Source organism: Microbacterium sp. No. 7 (assembly GCF_001314225.1).
Classification (GTDB): Bacteria; Actinomycetota; Actinomycetes; order Actinomycetales; family Microbacteriaceae; genus Microbacterium.
This window is the reverse complement of sequence record NZ_CP012697.1, coordinates 2,320,270-2,335,410: the sequence shown is the minus strand read 5'-3', so window position 1 is coordinate 2,335,410 and position 15,141 is coordinate 2,320,270. Positions and strand designations below refer to the sequence as shown.

Here is a 15,141-nt window from a genome sequence, read left to right as displayed (position 1 = left end):
GAGGAACTGGCATGGCAACGAAGACACGGCGTCTGGTGGACGCCGTCGACGACCTGGCGCGGGAGATCCGCGTCGGGAACGAGATCGCGGCGCTCGCGTTGGGGACGGCGGCGCTCGACGACGTCGACACGGCGAAGTACGCGAACCAGGTGTCGGCGCGACGGCAAGAGCGTCTGAATCGGCTGCGCGCGAGCATCCGCGCGGGCCTCGACCTTGAGGAGGCATCGTGAGCATCGAGACGGAGATCGTCGTCACGATCGCGACGGTGGACGTCGCGGACGACTACCGCATCGAGGTGACGGTCACGGACATCGACCACTGGGGTCTGGAGTCGACCGTCGCGCTGACGTGGGGGCAAGCCGAGCAGTTGATCGGGGAGCTGCAGCGTGCGCTCGTCGACGCGGAGGCCGCGCTGCGCGAGGACCGTCCCGAGTCGGTCTCGCATGGGTTCGATGCCGACGGTCCGGTGCATCCGGAGTGTGTCGCGGGCAAGTGCGGCAACTGCGATGGACAGGTGCTTACCGTGCACGACACGTGGGCGCCGTGCGGGCACCCCTGCCACACGGCAGGTGCATCGTGAGCGCCCCCCTGCTGACGCCGCTCGACTCGCCGATCTTCGACGACGACGTGATCTCGGAGATGGAGGAGCACCTCAACGACGCGGCCGCATGCGAGACGGACGAATGCGTGCGCGGCGCCGAGGTTCGTGCGGTCGCAAGGTGTTGTGGCCGCACCACCTTGCTGTGCACGGAGCACCTGCACCTCGCCCGCCGGAGTGTGGAAGCCACGCTCGCGCTCTGCTGCATCGTCGGCCGCCCCTCCTCGTGCCTCGCCTGCGGTGCGCGATTCCCGGCGGGGACCGTGTTCAACGAGATCTACGAGGTGCACCCGATATGAGCGAGGGGCCGGTCAAGGCGTGGCGGGATGGGCACCGGGCCCCGAGGTCCGCGAAGGCATCGGAGCGCGTCTGCGCGCCGGGGAGTGGCGCGACCGCGGGCCGCGCGTACTGCGGCCGGAAGAGCACGACGAGAGCACAGGACTGGAAGGGCGTCACGTGCGTGGATTGCCACGCGATGCGCCGCGCCGACATGGAGGCAACAAGATGACGATGACCGAGGTTCCGCGCCCGAAGACGTTGACGTGGGAGGTCGGCGACGTCGTGCAGTGCGGCAGCGTCCGCTGGGCGCTCCGCACCATCACGGGTCAGGCGGTCGAGCTCGAAGCGATGAACGTGCCGCACGGGATCTGGTGGCGCACCACGCTCGGCGAGCTCCCCGCGAAGGCGACGTCATGAGCGCGACGTTGACGATCCTCGAGCTCGACGTGCACGGCACTCCCGCCGGGTGGCGCGGCGGATGCCGGGGCGCGCACTGCCCCGCGCCCGTGTCATGCCGTGACGTGTACCGCCGCTACTCGGGCGACTACGGATTCCGGCGCCGCGTCGACGCCGGCGAGACCCCGGCGCAGGTCATCGCCGAGGAGATCGCCGAGGCGGCCGCCGTGCGTGAGCGCGACCGGGAAGCCGCACGCCGCGAGAAGGCACAGGCCGCCGCTGCCGCACGCGAGAAGACCCGCAAGGCTGAACAGCGCACGAGACCCCCCAAGCGCGAACCGAAGCCACAGGCACCGTGTCCTGAGCCCCGCGCTACCGCGATCCGTGACGCCCTGACGCGTCTCCACGCCGACGGGCGTACCGACGCGGAGATCGCCGACGAGCTCGACGTCGCACGCCACACGATCGCGCACGCACGCCGCAAAGTCGGCCTGCCCGCCAACCGGCTCACACGCGAAACCCACCCGAACCTGAGCCCGAGTCCTCGCGTCGCGCTCCACGCGCGCGTCGCCGAACTGCACGCCGCCGGCCTCAACGATCTGCAGATCGCCGAACAGGTCGACAAGTCACGCCGAGCGGTCGCGCAGATCCGCCGCCGTCTCAACCTGCCAGCGCACCCCGTGCCGCGCAGCGAGCGTGCACCGCGGCGCGAGCGTCCCGACCGGCTCCCCGACGTCGTCCGCCTCCATGGCGAGGGGAAGACTGATCGGCAGATCGCCGACGAGCTCGACATCACGATCGGGTGGGCAGCCGAACTGCGCCGCAAAGCCGCCCTGCCCGCGCGCAGGTCCGTGCGGTCACGGTGGGACGGCGCGACGCTGCAGCCCCACGGCACGAACGCGTGCCACGCGCGCGGATGCCGGCGCCCCGAGTGCATCGACGCGCACCGGGCATGGCACCGCGCCTACGTTGCTCGCCGTCGCGCCGAAGGCCCGCGGCAGCACCACGGCACTGCGTACGGTTACCAGCTCGGATGCCGCACCGAATGCCCCGCGACGCCCTCGTGCACCGACGCGATGAACGCCGCCGACACCGCCCGCCGTCGCGCCGCAGGCGCTCCCGCCCGAGAGCTCATCGACGCGGCCCCCGTGCAAGCGCACATGCGCGACCTCATGCACGCGGGCCTCACCGTCGCCGACATCGCCACCGCATCCGGCCTCTCGTTCGCCAGCACCCGCAAGATGATCCACTCCCAGGGGAAAGCCCGCGGCATCGTCTCCCACGTGCTCGCTGAGCGCGCCGCCGCCGTCCTCGCCGTCCCCCTCCCGGAGGCCAACCCGTGAGCATCCCTCTCGACGCGATCGACCCCGACCAGGCAGCACGCCGCTTCGCCGACGAACTCGAATGGCACCTCGACATCGTCCCGCCCCTCATGGACGCGATGATCACCATGACGATCCCCGCGATCGCCGCACACCGACAAGACCAGACCCGCGTCACCGGCGGAGGCTACGTCGACAACCTCACCATCCTCGACCACCTCGACGTCACCACCGAAGGCACCATCACGGCGAAGGGCGCGGCTGTCGACGCCACCGACCTCTGGGCCATGCTCGTCGATCTCCTGGGCGCCGTGCACGCGTGGATCCAGCCCGACACCGCCCCGCCCACCCTCGATCCCCGCCCCGACGCCGACCCCCTCACCGCCCGCACCCTCGCGCTCACCGCGATCGCATGGCTCATCGACCACGGCGAACAGATCCGCACCATCCACGAGCTCGACGACTACCGCGACGCGCTCTACGCCCTCATCCGGCGCCTCCGCGCCCGCTACGGCGTCCACCCCCACCCCCGACGCGCCCGCCTCCGCCACTGCGCGACCTGCGGTGAGCGGGCCGTCGCCCTCACCTGGGCCGACAACCCCAACGGCTCCCCGAGACCGATCCGCATCGCCCGATGCCGCACCTGCGGACAGACCTACACCGAGGAAACAGCAGCATGACCGGATACTTCGACCAAGACAGCGAGAAGATCGCCCGCGTCACCGCCCGCTACGGATGCGCCGAGCCCGGCCCATACGGCACGGTCTGCACCGAAGACGCCGGCCACCGGTACTCCCACTACGACGCACAGGACGACTCATCATGGCAGGACGACTGGCGTGAACACGGGCCCAAGGACGACGGATGACCCTGCGCATAGTCCCGGTCGACCTGAAGCATGCGCGCGACTTCGTCGCCGTGCACCATCGTCACCACCTGCCGCCGCGCGGCCACAAGTTCAGCATCGGCGTCGCGCGCGGCACACTCCTCGTCGGCGTCGCGATCATAGGTCGCCCCCGATCCCGAGTCATCCAATCCGAGGGGGCAACGCTCGAGGTGATCCGCACTGCGACGGACGGCACCCGCAACGCCAACTCCATGCTCTACGGCGCCGCTCGGCGCGCGACGTTCGCGCTCGGCTACGACCGGCTCATCACCTACACGCAGGACGGTGAGACGGGCGCGAGCCTGCGTGCAGCTGGATACCGCGTGATCGCTCAACGCCCACCACGCTCCGGATGGGACACGCCGAGCCGTCCCCGCGAGAACCGCAATGACGGCATCGCACGCACGCTCTGGGAGACCGTCCCATGACTGTCTGGCTGAGCTACCGAGAAGCCGCCCACCGCGTCCACCGATCCCGCCGCACGATCGGCCGCTGGCGGAAGAACGGCATGCCCATGAGCTGGGACACCCGCGACGGGCAACGCGTCCGGGTCGTCGACGAAGCCGTACTCCTCGCATGGTGGCGTCAGAGGCTCCGGAACGACCCAGCACACCGATACCGCCTCCGCGCCCTGCGAGCGCGGGAGACAGGCGCACACGGGCCGACACGCCGAGATTCCGACACGACTTGACCCCGGAGTGCTGTCGCCCCCTAATCTCAAAGTTGCACACGTGTCCGACAGGGACACGCGAAGGCCGGTCAGCCGCCCCGAACCCATCCCCGGGGCAGCGCAGACCGGCCTCACGCATTCCCCGGCCGGGAGTCGAGCCCACCAGCGCCCGACTCAGCGCCGCTCCTCCCGGCCGGGGTCACCCCAGCAGGGCACGATTGATCGCGTCAGCGACCGCCTCGAACTCAGCGTTCTTCGACGCCCGCGAGAACTGAACCGCATCCGAATCCAGCTGCATCTGCTGCGCCTTGTTCCGCACCTTCCCGAACCCGCCGACCGTCGGCGCCGCCGACCCCGCCACGCTCAGACGGATATGCCCCGCCGTGAGCCCCGCCTTCTTGAACTCCACCCCCTGAATACGATCCAACGGAATCGTCTTCGACGACCCCTTCGTCTTGATCACGACGCCGTTCCCGAGGAACTCGATCGAACCATTCAGGGACTCAGCCTTGATGCTCTCGCTCATGGCCGAAGCGTATCGGGGGGCCGCCGATGACCGCCAACCTGATCCACTCCCACGAGTACCGCACCCTCCGCGCAACCCTCAAGGCGGGCTGGCAAGCCCTCAACGCCCCGTGCGCGCTCTGCGGCCAAGCCGACATCCGCTACGACGGGCCGAAGAACGAACCCGGCAGCTTCGAACTCGACCACAAGATCAGCCGGAAACGCTGCATCGCCATGGGCCGACCCGACCTCATCCTCGACCCCACGAACTGCCAGCCCTCACACGTCCGCTGCAACCGCTCCAAGCAGGAGGGGGACGCCCGCCCCGACCTCGGCGAGACCACCGAAGCCTGGTAGGGGGGCACCCGGCGAGGGGGGACCCCGCCCCGCCATCCAAGGGGGAGGGGCCTCACGCACCAGGGGGGTGCGACCGGAGGGGGAGGGGCACCCCGGCACCGGCAACACCCCACCCCGTCCAGAGGGGGCCCTGCCGCGACGCACCCCGACCGCAGCCCGTGCCCCGCGGCACGAGCAGCCCACCACCTCACCGCGCGCGCGAGGGCCACAAGCCAAGCGCTGCAGGGATCACGATCCCTCAGCGGCGACCGGGCAACGAGAAGCACCCGCCACCCCGACACGAGGAACCCGACCATGCCCCGCCACCCCACCAACCACCGCAGCATCGCCTACCGCATCGGCTACTACATCGTCGCGCCGCTCATCACCGCACTCGCCGCAGCCGCGACCCTCTGGCTCACCATCACGATCGCAACCACGATCACGAGGTAGGGGCGTCCGAATCTCCACGACCGTCGAGCCGAGGTCATTCCGCCGGCAGTGATTTCCCCCACCGGGGTGCGGGGGTGCGTGGACGTCTTGTCCGCGTCCGTCTGATCGGAGGTGCGTGATGGCGTTGAGCTCTGATGAGCGGCGTGCTCGTGACGCTGAGCGGAAGCGGCGTGTGCGGGCGGCGGAGCGTGAGGCGCGTGAGGCTGCTCGGTTGGCTGGGCGGACGTCGGCGGAGTCTGCGGCGTCGACGGCGACGCGGGATGCGGTTGAGGCGACGATCGCTGCGGCGAGGTGGTTGACGGCGGCGGATGCGGCGTCGATCGCGCAGGCGCGGACGCTCGCGAAGCGCATTGATCTGCTGGAGCACGCGGACGAGACGACGCGGGCGTTGTCGGCGCATCGTGCGTTGTCGCAGGTGCTGAACGATCTGGGGGCGACGGCGACGAAGCGGTTGCAGTACGAGTTGCGGTCGCGTCGTGTCGCGCCGGCGGAAGACGGTGATGATGAGCGGGAGTCGAGCGAAGGCGGAGCGACGCCGGCCAACGTCACGAAGCTCGAGCGCCCGCCGAAGCGCCGCACGTCCTAGGCGCCTGCTCGGCTGCCAGACGCCGCGGATCTTCACTCCGCCGAAGCGTGAGCTCACGCCGGAGACGTCGCTGGGGTTCGAGGTCATCGAGTTCTGGGACTGGATGCGTGATCGGCTCGAAGAGCTCGACGCGACCCGGTCGCCGGAGGACGACACAGACTATCTGGGGCTGCTGCCGCGCGCGCTCGAATGGCAGCGGTGGCTGTTGATCCACGCGCTTGAGCTGCTGGACGTGCCGGGGTGCGTGTTCCGATTCCGGACGGTGCTGCTGCTCGTTGCGCGGCAGAACGGCAAGTCGACGCTGCTGACGGTGCTGATCCTGTGGCGTCTGTTCCAGGACGGCGCCCGGATGGTGCTGGAGACTCACGCGACGACGGAGCATGCGCGCGCGGCGTGGGAGGAAGCCGTCGCGGTCGCTGAGGCGATTCCCGAGCTCGCCGACGAGATCGCGAAGGTGCAGGAGGGGAAGAACAGCGAGCTGCTGCTGCTCGATGGCGGTGAGCGGTTCAAGATCGCGACGGCGAACCGTCGTGGCGGTCGTGGGTTCCGCGGCGATTTGGTGATCTTCGACGAGCTGCGTGAGCATCAGGACTGGCGTGCATGGTCGGCGACGTCGAAGACGACGATGGCGCGGCGGCGCGCGCAGGTGTGGGGGGTGTCGAACGCCGGCGACATGTCGTCGGTCGTGCTGCGGCATCTCCGCAAGGTCGCGATCGGCAACATCACGGGGAAGGCGCTCGACGGCGTCCCGCCTGAGATCGCTGGGCAGATCGATCTGGACAGCATCGGTCTGTTCGAGTGGTCGGCGGGGACCGTGGATGGCACGGAGGACGGCGCGCCGGTTGGCATCTGGGATCGGGAGGGTTGGGCGCGCGCGAACCCGTCGCTCGGCTACACGGAGCTCGATGAGCGTGCGATCGCCGCGGCGGCTGGTGTGGACCCGGAGTGGGAGTTCCGCACCGAGGTGCTGTGCCAGTTCGTGAACATGTTCGGCGCCGGGCCGTTCCCGAACGGGTCGTGGGCGGGGCTGCTCGACGGGAAGGCCGCGCGCGCGGAGCGCGGCGTGACCCGCGATACCTCGCGGCCGGCGTGCTACGGCATCGACATGTCGCACGATCGCACGGTCGTGTACGTGGCGCTGGCGTTCTGGGACACCGAGGGCCGGATCCGCGGGGAGCTCGTCGCGCACCGCGCTGGACCCGACTGGGTGATTCCGTGGCTGCTGGCGCCGTCGAGGAAGGTCGCACCGGACCATGTCGCGTTCCAGCGCAGTGGCGCGCCGATCTCGTCGATGTGGGAGGAGTTCGAGCGCGCGGGCATCGATGTTCACCCGTGGGGTGGGTCCGAGCTCGCTGGGTGGCACGGCAGCGTGTACGACCTGATCCGCGTGGCCGCCGCCGATGAGGCGCCGGACGGCGAGATCGCTGAGGAGTTCCGCGCGCGCGTGCGCTTGTCGCACGGCGTGCAGCCGCTGCTCGACGTTGCGGCGTCTTCGGCGCAGATCAAGGCGATCGGCGACGGCTGGGTGATCGACCGGAAGGCGTCGCCGCATGACGCCGCACCGCTGCTCGCGTTCATCGCTGCAGTCGGGCTGCTGCTGACGAACCCGAAGCCGAAGTTCGTGTCGGCGTACGAACGCGAGGGGCTCCTCGTGGTCTGAACGTGAGGAGGCCTGGTGGCTATTCGTGATGCACTCGCCCGCCTGCTCGGCCGTGAGGCCACGATCGAGCGGATCGAGTGGCTTGGCCCGACGTTCCGGAACATGGTTATGGGCCTCACCGCGGAGGAGCTGTACCGCACTCAGCCGCACCTGCGCATGGTGCTCAGCTTCGTTGCCCGCAACGTCGCGCACCTGGGCCTCCACGCGTACTCCCGCACGTCTGACACCGACCGGCGGAGGCTGCGAGACGAACCGCTCGCGCGGCTCCTGCGTCGCCCGAATCCGTCGATGACGCAGTACGAGCTGCTTGAGACGCTCGCGTCCGATCTCGGCCTGTACGACATCGCCTACTGGGTCGTGCACCCGGACGTCAACGCGCCGTCGGGATGGGTGATCCAGCCGATCCCGCCGTCGTGGGTCGTCGAGTCGAGGGGCGGGACGTTCTTCGAGCCCGCGAAGCACATCGTCCAGAACCCCGGTGGTACCCGCGTGGAGATCTCCGCGGACGACATGGTCGTGTTCCACGGGTGGAACCCGGGCCAGCCGAAGCGTGGCGCTGCGCCGGTCGAGACGCTCAAGCAGATCCTCGCCGAGCAGGTGCAGGCGTGGGCGTACCGGCAGCAGGTGTGGCAGCGCGGCGGCCGCGTCGGCGCCGTGATCACACGCCCCGCCGGCGCTGAATGGTCTGAGGCTGCACGCAACCGCTTCATGACCGCGTGGCGCGAAGCGTGGACCGGAAACGACGGCCCGAAGGCGGGCGGCACACCGGTGCTCGAAGACGGCATGACGATCAGCCGTCTCGGCTTCTCTGCCCGCGAGGACGAGTGGGCCGAAGTGTCGAAGGTCGCCCTGTCGACGGTGGCGGGGATCTACCACGTGAACCCGGTGATGGTCGGCATCCTCGACAACGCGAATTTCTCCAACACGAAGGAGTTCCGCAAGATGCTCTACTCCGAGACGCTCGGGCCCACGCTCGCCCGCCTCGAGGACCGCATCAACACGTTCGTCGTCCCTCGCATCGGTGGGGAGCACGACTACGTCGAGTTCAACATTGCGGAGAAGCTGCAGGGCGACTTCGAGGAGCAGGCGACCATCCTGTCGAGCGCCGTCGGCGGCCCGTGGATGACCCGCAACGAGGCCCGTGCACGGCAGAACATGCCGGCCATCGAAGGACTTGACGCGCCGATCGTTCCGCTCAATGTGATCGCTGGCGGTCAGGCATCGCCTCGCGACGCCGGGTCGCAGAACCGCAACGCCGGGATGCCACGGTCGAAGTCGGCGCTGTCGGTGCGCGCACGGGTGAAGTCGTCCGAGACCTACGAGGCGAAGGCTGACGAGGTCGTGCGGGCGTTCTTCGCCCGGCAGGAGCGGTCGGTGCGCTCGGCGCTCGGGTCGAAGGATGCTGGCTGGTGGGACGGTGACCGGTGGGACGACGAGCTCGGCACTGACCTGTTCAAGCTGTCGCTGGCGGTGACGGAGCAGATCGGACGCGACACGGCCGCCGACCTCGGATTCGATCCCGATGCCGGGTACGACGCCGCGCGTACCGAGGCGTTCCTCCGTGAGGTCGCGAAGTCCCGCGCGTCGGCGATCAACTCGACGACTCGTGACCAGATTCAGGCGATCCTCGACGGCGACGGGCCCGAAGGCGTTGAGCCGTCCGACGCTGCCGGGCATGTGTTCGAACTCGCCGCGGACTCCCGCTCGTCGGTGATCGCCCTGACTCTGACGACCACGTTCGTCGCGTTCGCCGTCGTCGAAGCGGCACGGCAGAACGGCGCCGGGCAGAAGACCTGGATCGTCACCTCGGGCAATCCGCGTCCCGAGCACGCCGCGATGAACGGCGAGACGGTCGACATCGACGACACCTTCTCGAATGGCGCGAAGTGGCCGGGTGATCCGGTGCTCGGCGCCGATGGCGTCGCAGGGTGCACCTGCGATGTCGAAGTGACCTGGGGCTGAAAGGAGCCGCCATGAAGATCAAGAGCCTGCCGGTAGCGTTCAAGGCGGGACCGGACGACGGCCTCGCCGAGGGCGAGTTCATCGTCTACCCCTCGACGTTCACCCGCACACCGGATGCGTACGGCGACGTCGTCGCGAAGGGTGCGTTCGCTGAGGGCATCGCCCATCGACGCGACGCCGGCATTCACCTGCCCGGCCTGTTCGGCCACCGCATGGACGACCCCGACTACTTCGTCGCCGCGGCGATCGAAGAAGACGAAGACGACCATGGGTGGCGGGTCAAGGGCGCGTTCGACATGGACGCCCCGAAGGGCGCTCAAACGTACCGGCTCGTGAAGTCCGGCCGAGTGCGCGAGCTGTCATTCGCGTACGACACGCTCGAAGAGGCGCAGGTCACCCTCGACGACGGCACGAAGGCGAACGAGCTCCGCAAGCTCGACGTGTTCGAGTTCAGCTTCGTGCCCATCGGCGCGAACCGTGACACGTCGGTCGTGGCGGTGAAGTCCGCGACCGTCGCCCTGCTCGACGGGCTCAAGGCGGGGCGTGTCCTCGCGCAGAAGCACATCGACTCCCTGCGGTCAGCGCAGGAGGCCATCGGCGCGGTCATCGCCGCGGCGGAGGCAGACACCGACCAGGAGAAGGCCGGCGGTAGCGCCGGCGCCAAGGACGAGGGCGCCGCTGGCGTCAAGTCCGAGGGCGTCGCCGTGAGCCCGTCCCGTCGACTGCTGGCGATCAACCAGTTCATCCAGTCCCTCTGAGAGGGAGAAAGGCGGCCACATCGTGAACCGCAAGGAACAGCTGCTCGCCCTGCAGAAGGCGATGCAGGCAATCGTGGACGGCGCGAAGGCGTCCAACCGCGAGCTCACCGAGGCTGAGATCACCGATCTCGAGGCCAAGACCGCGGAGGCGCTCGAGCTCAAGAAGCAGATCGAGCACGCCGAGAAGTCGACCGCCACCATGGCTGCCGTCGCGGGTGTCGTCGAGTCGGAGCCTGAGGGCCCCGCCGCCGACGGCGCGCAGGCGAAGTCGCTCGGCGAGCACTTCGCGAAGAACGCCGGTGAGGAGCTCGTCGCCAAGAAGGGCGTCAAGGGCGCCTCGGTCTCGGCGCCTGAGTACCAGGTCAAGGCGGCATCCGACACGCACGTGATCGGTGGAGTTTTCTCTCCGGTGCTCACCGAGGTCGACCGCACCATCGTGCAGGGCGTCCGCCCGCCGCTCACGATCGCGAGCCTGCTCGGGTCCGGGTCGATCAGCGGCAACGCGATCAGCTACTTCGTCGAGGGCGCCCTTGAGGGCGCGTTCACGACGGTCGCTGAGGCGGGCGCGAAGCCGCAGCTGCACGTCGTGGACCCGACGATGGTGACCGACGCGCTGAAGAAGATCGCGGGCTGGATCAAGATCTCCGACGAGATGATCGAGGATCTCGACTTCGTCGTGTCGGAGATCAACAACCGGCTGCTGTACGAGCTCGCGAAGTTCGAGGAGGCGCAGCTGCTCAACGGCAACGGCTCCGGCTCGAATATCCGCGGCATCCTGCAGCGGTCGGGCATCCAGACGGAGGCGCGCGGCACGCTCGTGTCGGGTGACACCGTCGCGGACACGATCTTCCGTGCCATCACGAAGGTCACCACCGGCGCAGGTCTGGACGCGGACGGACTGGTCATCCACCCGTCCGACTACCAGTCGCTGCGGCTCGCGAAGGACGACAACGGCCAGTACTACGGCGGTGGCTTCTTCTCGGGCGCGTACGGCAACGGCGGCCTGTCGGAGCAGCCGAACGTGTGGGGTCTCCGCACGGTCATCACCCCGGCGATCGCCGCCGGCACGGTGCTCGTGGGCGCGTTCCAGCAGTCCGCGACGGTGTACCGCAAGGGCGGCGTCCGTGTCGAGTCGACGAACTCGCACGCGTCGGACTTCACGTCGAACCTCGTGACGATCCGCGCGGAGGAGCGTCTCGCGCTCGCCGTGCGCCGTCCCGCGGGCTTCGTGGCGACCACCATCACGCCCGCAGCGTGACCACTGGCGGGAGCGGCCCTCGCGGTCGCTCCCGCCGCCCACCTGAGGAGGGTGCGATGAAGCAGTACGAGATCCAGATCAACGGCATCCCGCACACGGTCCTGCTCGACGACGAGGACGCCGCGGCACGCGGGCTCACCGCGAAAGCCGCGAAGCCCGCTGCGAACAAGGCGCGCCGACCGGCGAACAAGGCCGCGAAGCCGGCGCTGTCGCCTGACGTCGAGGACGCGTCCGACCCGGACGCCAGCGAGTAACGAAGGGAGGTGGCGGGATGGTCTCGTTCGGAACACCCACCGACATGGCGGACCGGTCGCAGGGCGAGATCCCCGCCACCCGCCCGTTCCTGCAGAAGGAGCTCGACGCGGCGACCACCGCGATCCGCAACGCCTGCGGATGGCACATCGCCCCGTCGGAGACGGTCACCTATCGGCGTGTCCGTCCGTTCGCCGAACAGGTGTGGCTGCCCGCGATGCGCATCGTCAGCATCACGACGGCGACCGTCGACGGCGCGACAGTCGCCCCCTCGTCTATCGAGTTCGATCCCGACACGGGGTGGACGTCGCTGTGCGGCCGCCGCGTCGACGTCGAGTTCGTCGCCGGTTTCGCCCCGGTGCCGGCTGACCTGGTGACGCTGACGCTTGAGCTCGCCGCCGGAGCGCTCGGATCCCCGCTCGGCATCAGCAGAGAGCAGGCCGGCGCCGTGTCCCTCTCGTACACGCGCACATCGGGCGCCCTGACGCACGCCGATCACGCCCGTCTCGCGCCGTACAAGCTCGGCTGGCTGCCGTGATCACCGGCAGGGTAGCCCGGCACACCCTGAGCCGGGAACGGCCCGTCATGCGCCCTGACGGGCGCGGCGGCGTCGAAGCAGACTTCACCGGCGTGACCGCTGTGCCCATGCCCGGGTGGGCGCTCGACGTCGGCACGACGATCGCCGACGCGCAGAACCGCGACGGCGCGTCGATCGCGTACACCGCGCGCGGCCCGTACACGGCCGACGTCGAACGCCATGACCGGATCCTCGTCTACGGCGAGCAGTTCAAGATCAGCGGGGGAGTGCGCCGGCAACCCGGCCCGACCGCGACGACGTCGCACACGATCCTGCTGCTCGTGCTCTGGGAGGGATAGACCCATGGCCACCGTCAAAGGCCTCCGAATCCAGATCAACTCCGACGGCGCGAAAGCGCTGCTGCAGTCCGCGGCGGTGCAGGCTGACCTGATGGGGCGTGCGCAGTCGATCGCTGCGGCCGCGGGCGGCGAGGAGGCAGGTTTCGTCGCTGAGCCGTCCGTGTCGCCCGACCGCGCGTCGGCGCAGGTCATCACGACGACCTACGCCGCGCGCGCCCGCGAGGCGCGCGATCGGACGCTGACGCGCGCGATCGACGCGGGGAGGTGACCGTGCCGCTGCTGGTCCCCGCCGACGCCGAGGTCGCGGCGCTCACCGAACTGTCGGCCGAGCTCCCACCGCGCGGCTTCGCCCTCACCCTCGTCAACGGGCTCCTCGGCACGAAGCTCCCCACGGTGACACCGAAGCCGCCGGCGTTCGGTCGAGTCATCACGACGGGCGGCGTCGCGCGCGATCGCGTCACCGACAGTCCGACGCTCGTGCTGGAGGGCTACGCGACGAGCGAGCAGACCGCACGCGACCTGTGCGCGCTGATGGTCGCGATCGTCGACGCCGCCGCGACCGCCGGGACGCTCGGCGGCATCCCCTGCTACCGCGCGCGCGGCTTCTCCCTCCCCGCGAACCTCCCGCACCCGAACGTGCCGACGCACTTCCGGTTCACCGCGACGATCTCCGTCGACCTGCGCCGCACCACCGCATAGACCGTTCCCCGCTTCCCGCCGCGCCCCGCCCGGGGCGATGGCTCATCCCTGCCTGAAAGGAGCGCCCCATGGGCGTTGATCCCAAGAACGTGTTCGTCGGTGCGCCCGATCAGAAGGTGACCGGCGCGATCCTCACCGGCCCCGAGACCGACACCATCCCCGCGACGATCGACGACTTCAACCCCGCCGGCCTGCTGGAGTCCGGCTACGTCAGCGACGGCGGCGTCACGATCACGCCCTCCGAGTCGACGACGTCGATCAAGGACTGGTCCGGCGCGGAGATCCGGCGCCTGCTCACCGAGTTCACCGGCGACATCGCGTGGGCGCACCTGGAGCTCAACCCCCAGTCGGCGCGCAACTACTTCGGCGACGACCAGGTGCAGGTCACTGCCGCGACGCTGTCGAAGGGCACGCAGATGCGCATGGCGCTCGGCGCGCACGTGCAGCCCCGGAAGTCCTGGTGGTTCAAGATCAAGGACGGGTCACGCCGCGCCTTGGTGATGGTCCCGCATGGCAGCGTGTCGCAGCGAGGTGAGATCCCGCTGAACTCGACGGCCCCGGTCACTCTGCCGGTCACGCTCGCGACGTTCCCGGACGTGAACGGCAACAACATCTACATCTTCACCGACAACGGTGTGTTCGCCGCGACGGCGACGAAGACCGGCTGGGCGGTGACCGTCACCGGCGCGCCGACCGGCGGCACCTACTCCCTCGCCATCAACGGCACCCCGACCGCGGGAATCGCGCACAACGCCGCCGCGGCGGCCGTCGCCGCGGCCCTCAACGCCCTGTCGGGTGTCACGGGCATCAGCGGCATCACGGCGTCCGGGTCCGCGCCGATCACGGTGACGTTCCCGAGCGCTGTCGCGCTGACCGGCAACGGTGCGGGCCTCACCGGCGGCACCAGCCCCGGCGTGACCGTCGCGTGATCTGAGACCAGTGCCCGGGGATGCGGGGAACCATCCCCGGGCACTGCCACCCCTGTTCCCCACCTGCGAAAGGTTCCTCATGCTGGAGAAGTTCCACCACACCCTGCCCGACGGGCACCAGATCACCCTGCCCCGATTCGAGAACGTTCCGGTCGGCCTCATCCGCCGCACCCGCAAGCTCGTCGGCGTCGACCAGGCGTTCACCATCCTCGAAGAACTCCTCACCGAGGACGACCTCACACACCTCGACCTCCTCGACCGGAACCAGTTCAACGAGCTCGTGACCGCGTGGCGTGATGGGTCGGAGATCGAGCTGGGGGAATCTACGGCCTCCTCGAGCTCGTAGAGCAGCACCAGGAGGCCGTCGAACTGGAGCTGCTGCGCACAGGCCGCAGGCTCCGCGATCTCGGCACCGACGCCCTGAACTGGCGCGACCTGTACGTGCTGATGATCGGGTGGGCGCGAGAGCCCGGCAATGGCGTGTCCATGTCGGTGCACGGGTACGCGCTGTGGACGGTCGGCGAACAGCTGCTAGCCGACCTGATCGACATCCTCAACCTCGCGAACTGGCAGCGCGGCGGCGACAAGCATGCCCCGCGCCCGAGGCGCCTCACGCGCCCGTGGGAGACGCGGGACGGCGTGCAGGTACTCGGGTCCGACCCGATCCCGATCAGCGAGTTCGACGACTGGTGGAACGCGCAAGCCCTGAAATGAGGT

24 protein-coding genes are annotated in these 15,141 nt (G+C 69.6%); 23 read left to right on the top strand and 1 reads right to left on the bottom strand.

Translation table 11 applies throughout. From position 1 onward, the window contains the following. Nucleotides 1-11 precede the first annotated feature (11 nt). The 8 genes from AOA12_RS10790 to AOA12_RS10755 all read left to right on the top strand — a co-directional run bounded on the left by AOA12_RS10790 (nt 12) and on the right by AOA12_RS10755 (nt 3,909). Nucleotides 12-230, top strand: coding sequence for a hypothetical protein (locus tag AOA12_RS10790; protein WP_054682612.1), 219 nt, complete (start codon nt 12-14; stop codon nt 228-230). Further along, a complete protein-coding gene (locus tag AOA12_RS10785) occupies nt 227-580 on the top strand; it encodes a hypothetical protein (protein ID WP_054682610.1) in 354 nt (117 codons plus the stop codon). The genes AOA12_RS10790 and AOA12_RS10785 overlap by 4 nt, the downstream gene beginning before the upstream one ends. Next, a complete protein-coding gene (locus AOA12_RS10780; protein WP_054682608.1) occupies nt 577-897 on the top strand; it encodes a hypothetical protein in 321 nt (106 codons plus the stop codon). Before AOA12_RS10785 ends, AOA12_RS10780 begins: the two co-directional genes overlap by 4 nt. Nucleotides 898-1,102: 205 nt before the next feature. Beyond that, on the top strand, nt 1,103-1,294 hold the full coding sequence (locus AOA12_RS10775) for a hypothetical protein (RefSeq protein WP_054682607.1): 192 nt from the start codon (nt 1,103-1,105) through the stop codon (nt 1,292-1,294). Then, complete coding sequence (locus AOA12_RS10770; RefSeq protein WP_054682605.1) at nt 1,291-2,616, top strand: response regulator transcription factor; 1,326 nt, start codon at nt 1,291-1,293, stop codon at nt 2,614-2,616. Before AOA12_RS10775 ends, AOA12_RS10770 begins: the two co-directional genes overlap by 4 nt. Further along, nucleotides 2,613-3,275: a hypothetical protein gene (locus AOA12_RS10765; RefSeq protein WP_054682603.1), complete on the top strand. Its 663-nt coding sequence runs from the start codon at nt 2,613-2,615 to the stop codon at nt 3,273-3,275. The genes AOA12_RS10770 and AOA12_RS10765 overlap by 4 nt, the downstream gene beginning before the upstream one ends. After that, on the top strand, nt 3,272-3,463 hold the full coding sequence (locus AOA12_RS10760; RefSeq protein WP_054682601.1) for a hypothetical protein: 192 nt from the start codon (nt 3,272-3,274) through the stop codon (nt 3,461-3,463). Before AOA12_RS10765 ends, AOA12_RS10760 begins: the two co-directional genes overlap by 4 nt. Next, nucleotides 3,460-3,909, top strand: coding sequence for an XF1762 family protein (locus tag AOA12_RS10755; RefSeq protein ID WP_054682599.1), 450 nt, complete (start codon nt 3,460-3,462; stop codon nt 3,907-3,909). The genes AOA12_RS10760 and AOA12_RS10755 overlap by 4 nt, the downstream gene beginning before the upstream one ends. 441 nt (nt 3,910-4,350) lie before the next feature. Here AOA12_RS10755 and AOA12_RS10750 read toward each other — a convergent pair whose 3' ends face one another. Continuing rightward, nucleotides 4,351-4,677, bottom strand: coding sequence for a DUF4429 domain-containing protein (locus AOA12_RS10750; protein ID WP_054682597.1), 327 nt, complete (start codon nt 4,675-4,677; stop codon nt 4,351-4,353). Nucleotides 4,678-4,703: 26 nt separating this feature from the next. On the opposite strand from AOA12_RS10750, the gene AOA12_RS10745 reads away from it, so the two are divergent. From AOA12_RS10745 to AOA12_RS10680, 15 genes are all read left to right on the top strand, one after another. Next, nucleotides 4,704-5,012 carry an HNH endonuclease gene (locus AOA12_RS10745; protein WP_054682595.1) on the top strand — a complete coding sequence of 103 codons (309 nt, stop codon included), beginning with the start codon at nt 4,704-4,706 and terminating at the stop codon, nt 5,010-5,012. A 294-nt stretch (nt 5,013-5,306) separates the two neighbouring features. Then, complete coding sequence (locus AOA12_RS23115; protein ID WP_156366468.1) at nt 5,307-5,444, top strand: hypothetical protein; 138 nt, start codon at nt 5,307-5,309, stop codon at nt 5,442-5,444. 118 nt (nt 5,445-5,562) lie between these two features. Next, nucleotides 5,563-6,030 (top strand): terminase small subunit, encoded by a 468-nt coding sequence (locus AOA12_RS24160; RefSeq protein WP_442922238.1) that lies wholly within the window; start codon nt 5,563-5,565, stop codon nt 6,028-6,030. A gap of 103 nt (nt 6,031-6,133) precedes the next feature. Next, nucleotides 6,134-7,690, top strand: a complete 1,557-nt coding sequence (locus AOA12_RS10735; RefSeq protein WP_054682591.1) for a terminase large subunit domain-containing protein — start codon at nt 6,134-6,136, stop codon at nt 7,688-7,690. Between the two features lie 15 nt (nt 7,691-7,705). Continuing rightward, complete coding sequence (locus tag AOA12_RS10730) at nt 7,706-9,652, top strand: phage portal protein (RefSeq protein ID WP_082406156.1); 1,947 nt, start codon at nt 7,706-7,708, stop codon at nt 9,650-9,652. A gap of 11 nt (nt 9,653-9,663) precedes the next feature. Next, nucleotides 9,664-10,410, top strand: a complete 747-nt coding sequence (locus AOA12_RS10725) for an HK97 family phage prohead protease (RefSeq protein WP_054682587.1) — start codon at nt 9,664-9,666, stop codon at nt 10,408-10,410. Nucleotides 10,411-10,432: 22 nt separating this feature from the next. Next, nucleotides 10,433-11,668, top strand: a complete 1,236-nt coding sequence (locus AOA12_RS10720; protein ID WP_054682586.1) for a phage major capsid protein — start codon at nt 10,433-10,435, stop codon at nt 11,666-11,668. A gap of 56 nt (nt 11,669-11,724) precedes the next feature. After that, nucleotides 11,725-11,922 (top strand): hypothetical protein, encoded by a 198-nt coding sequence (locus AOA12_RS10715; RefSeq protein WP_054682584.1) that lies wholly within the window; start codon nt 11,725-11,727, stop codon nt 11,920-11,922. 17 nt (nt 11,923-11,939) lie between these two features. Continuing rightward, nucleotides 11,940-12,458: a hypothetical protein gene (locus AOA12_RS10710; RefSeq protein WP_054682582.1), complete on the top strand. Its 519-nt coding sequence runs from the start codon at nt 11,940-11,942 to the stop codon at nt 12,456-12,458. Between the two features lie 92 nt (nt 12,459-12,550). Continuing rightward, a complete protein-coding gene (locus tag AOA12_RS10705) occupies nt 12,551-12,796 on the top strand; it encodes a hypothetical protein (RefSeq protein ID WP_156366466.1) in 246 nt (81 codons plus the stop codon). Between the two features lie 4 nt (nt 12,797-12,800). Continuing rightward, complete coding sequence (locus AOA12_RS10700; protein ID WP_054682578.1) at nt 12,801-13,064, top strand: hypothetical protein; 264 nt, start codon at nt 12,801-12,803, stop codon at nt 13,062-13,064. 2 nt (nt 13,065-13,066) lie between these two features. Continuing rightward, nucleotides 13,067-13,495: a hypothetical protein gene (locus AOA12_RS10695; RefSeq protein ID WP_054682577.1), complete on the top strand. Its 429-nt coding sequence runs from the start codon at nt 13,067-13,069 to the stop codon at nt 13,493-13,495. A gap of 68 nt (nt 13,496-13,563) precedes the next feature. After that, on the top strand, nt 13,564-14,424 hold the full coding sequence (locus AOA12_RS10690; protein WP_054682575.1) for a phage tail tube protein: 861 nt from the start codon (nt 13,564-13,566) through the stop codon (nt 14,422-14,424). A 79-nt stretch (nt 14,425-14,503) separates the two neighbouring features. Continuing rightward, complete coding sequence (locus AOA12_RS10685) at nt 14,504-14,770, top strand: hypothetical protein (protein WP_054682572.1); 267 nt, start codon at nt 14,504-14,506, stop codon at nt 14,768-14,770. A gap of 140 nt (nt 14,771-14,910) precedes the next feature. Beyond that, the gene (locus tag AOA12_RS10680) at nt 14,911-15,138 is read left to right on the top strand and encodes a hypothetical protein (protein WP_054682570.1); all 228 of its coding nucleotides are present in this window, start codon (nt 14,911-14,913) and stop codon (nt 15,136-15,138) included. Nucleotides 15,139-15,141 lie beyond the last annotated feature (3 nt).

Bases quoted from the DNA above. Each gene is read 5' to 3' on its own strand.
- AOA12_RS10755 (WP_054682599.1), top strand. From the start codon at position 3,460: ATGACCCTGCGCATAGTCCCGGTCGACCTGAAGCATGCGCGCGACTTC.
- AOA12_RS10725 (WP_054682587.1), top strand. From the start codon at position 9,664: ATGAAGATCAAGAGCCTGCCGGTAGCGTTCAAGGCGGGACCGGACGAC.
- AOA12_RS10680 (WP_054682570.1), top strand. From the start codon at position 14,911: ATGTCGGTGCACGGGTACGCGCTGTGGACGGTCGGCGAACAGCTGCTA.
- AOA12_RS10735 (WP_054682591.1), top strand. From the start codon at position 6,134: ATGCGTGATCGGCTCGAAGAGCTCGACGCGACCCGGTCGCCGGAGGAC.
- AOA12_RS10750 (WP_054682597.1), bottom strand. From the start codon at position 4,677: ATGAGCGAGAGCATCAAGGCTGAGTCCCTGAATGGTTCGATCGAGTTC.
- AOA12_RS23115 (WP_156366468.1), top strand. From the start codon at position 5,307: ATGCCCCGCCACCCCACCAACCACCGCAGCATCGCCTACCGCATCGGC.
- AOA12_RS24160 (WP_442922238.1), top strand. From the start codon at position 5,563: ATGGCGTTGAGCTCTGATGAGCGGCGTGCTCGTGACGCTGAGCGGAAG.
- AOA12_RS10790 (WP_054682612.1), top strand. From the start codon at position 12: ATGGCAACGAAGACACGGCGTCTGGTGGACGCCGTCGACGACCTGGCG.
- AOA12_RS10690 (WP_054682575.1), top strand. From the start codon at position 13,564: ATGGGCGTTGATCCCAAGAACGTGTTCGTCGGTGCGCCCGATCAGAAG.
- AOA12_RS10715 (WP_054682584.1), top strand. From the start codon at position 11,725: ATGAAGCAGTACGAGATCCAGATCAACGGCATCCCGCACACGGTCCTG.
- AOA12_RS10760 (WP_054682601.1), top strand. From the start codon at position 3,272: ATGACCGGATACTTCGACCAAGACAGCGAGAAGATCGCCCGCGTCACC.
- AOA12_RS10685 (WP_054682572.1), top strand. From the start codon at position 14,504: ATGCTGGAGAAGTTCCACCACACCCTGCCCGACGGGCACCAGATCACC.
- AOA12_RS10775 (WP_054682607.1), top strand. From the start codon at position 1,103: ATGACGATGACCGAGGTTCCGCGCCCGAAGACGTTGACGTGGGAGGTC.
- AOA12_RS10700 (WP_054682578.1), top strand. From the start codon at position 12,801: ATGGCCACCGTCAAAGGCCTCCGAATCCAGATCAACTCCGACGGCGCG.
- AOA12_RS10770 (WP_054682605.1), top strand. From the start codon at position 1,291: ATGAGCGCGACGTTGACGATCCTCGAGCTCGACGTGCACGGCACTCCC.
- AOA12_RS10710 (WP_054682582.1), top strand. From the start codon at position 11,940: ATGGTCTCGTTCGGAACACCCACCGACATGGCGGACCGGTCGCAGGGC.
- AOA12_RS10745 (WP_054682595.1), top strand. From the start codon at position 4,704: ATGACCGCCAACCTGATCCACTCCCACGAGTACCGCACCCTCCGCGCA.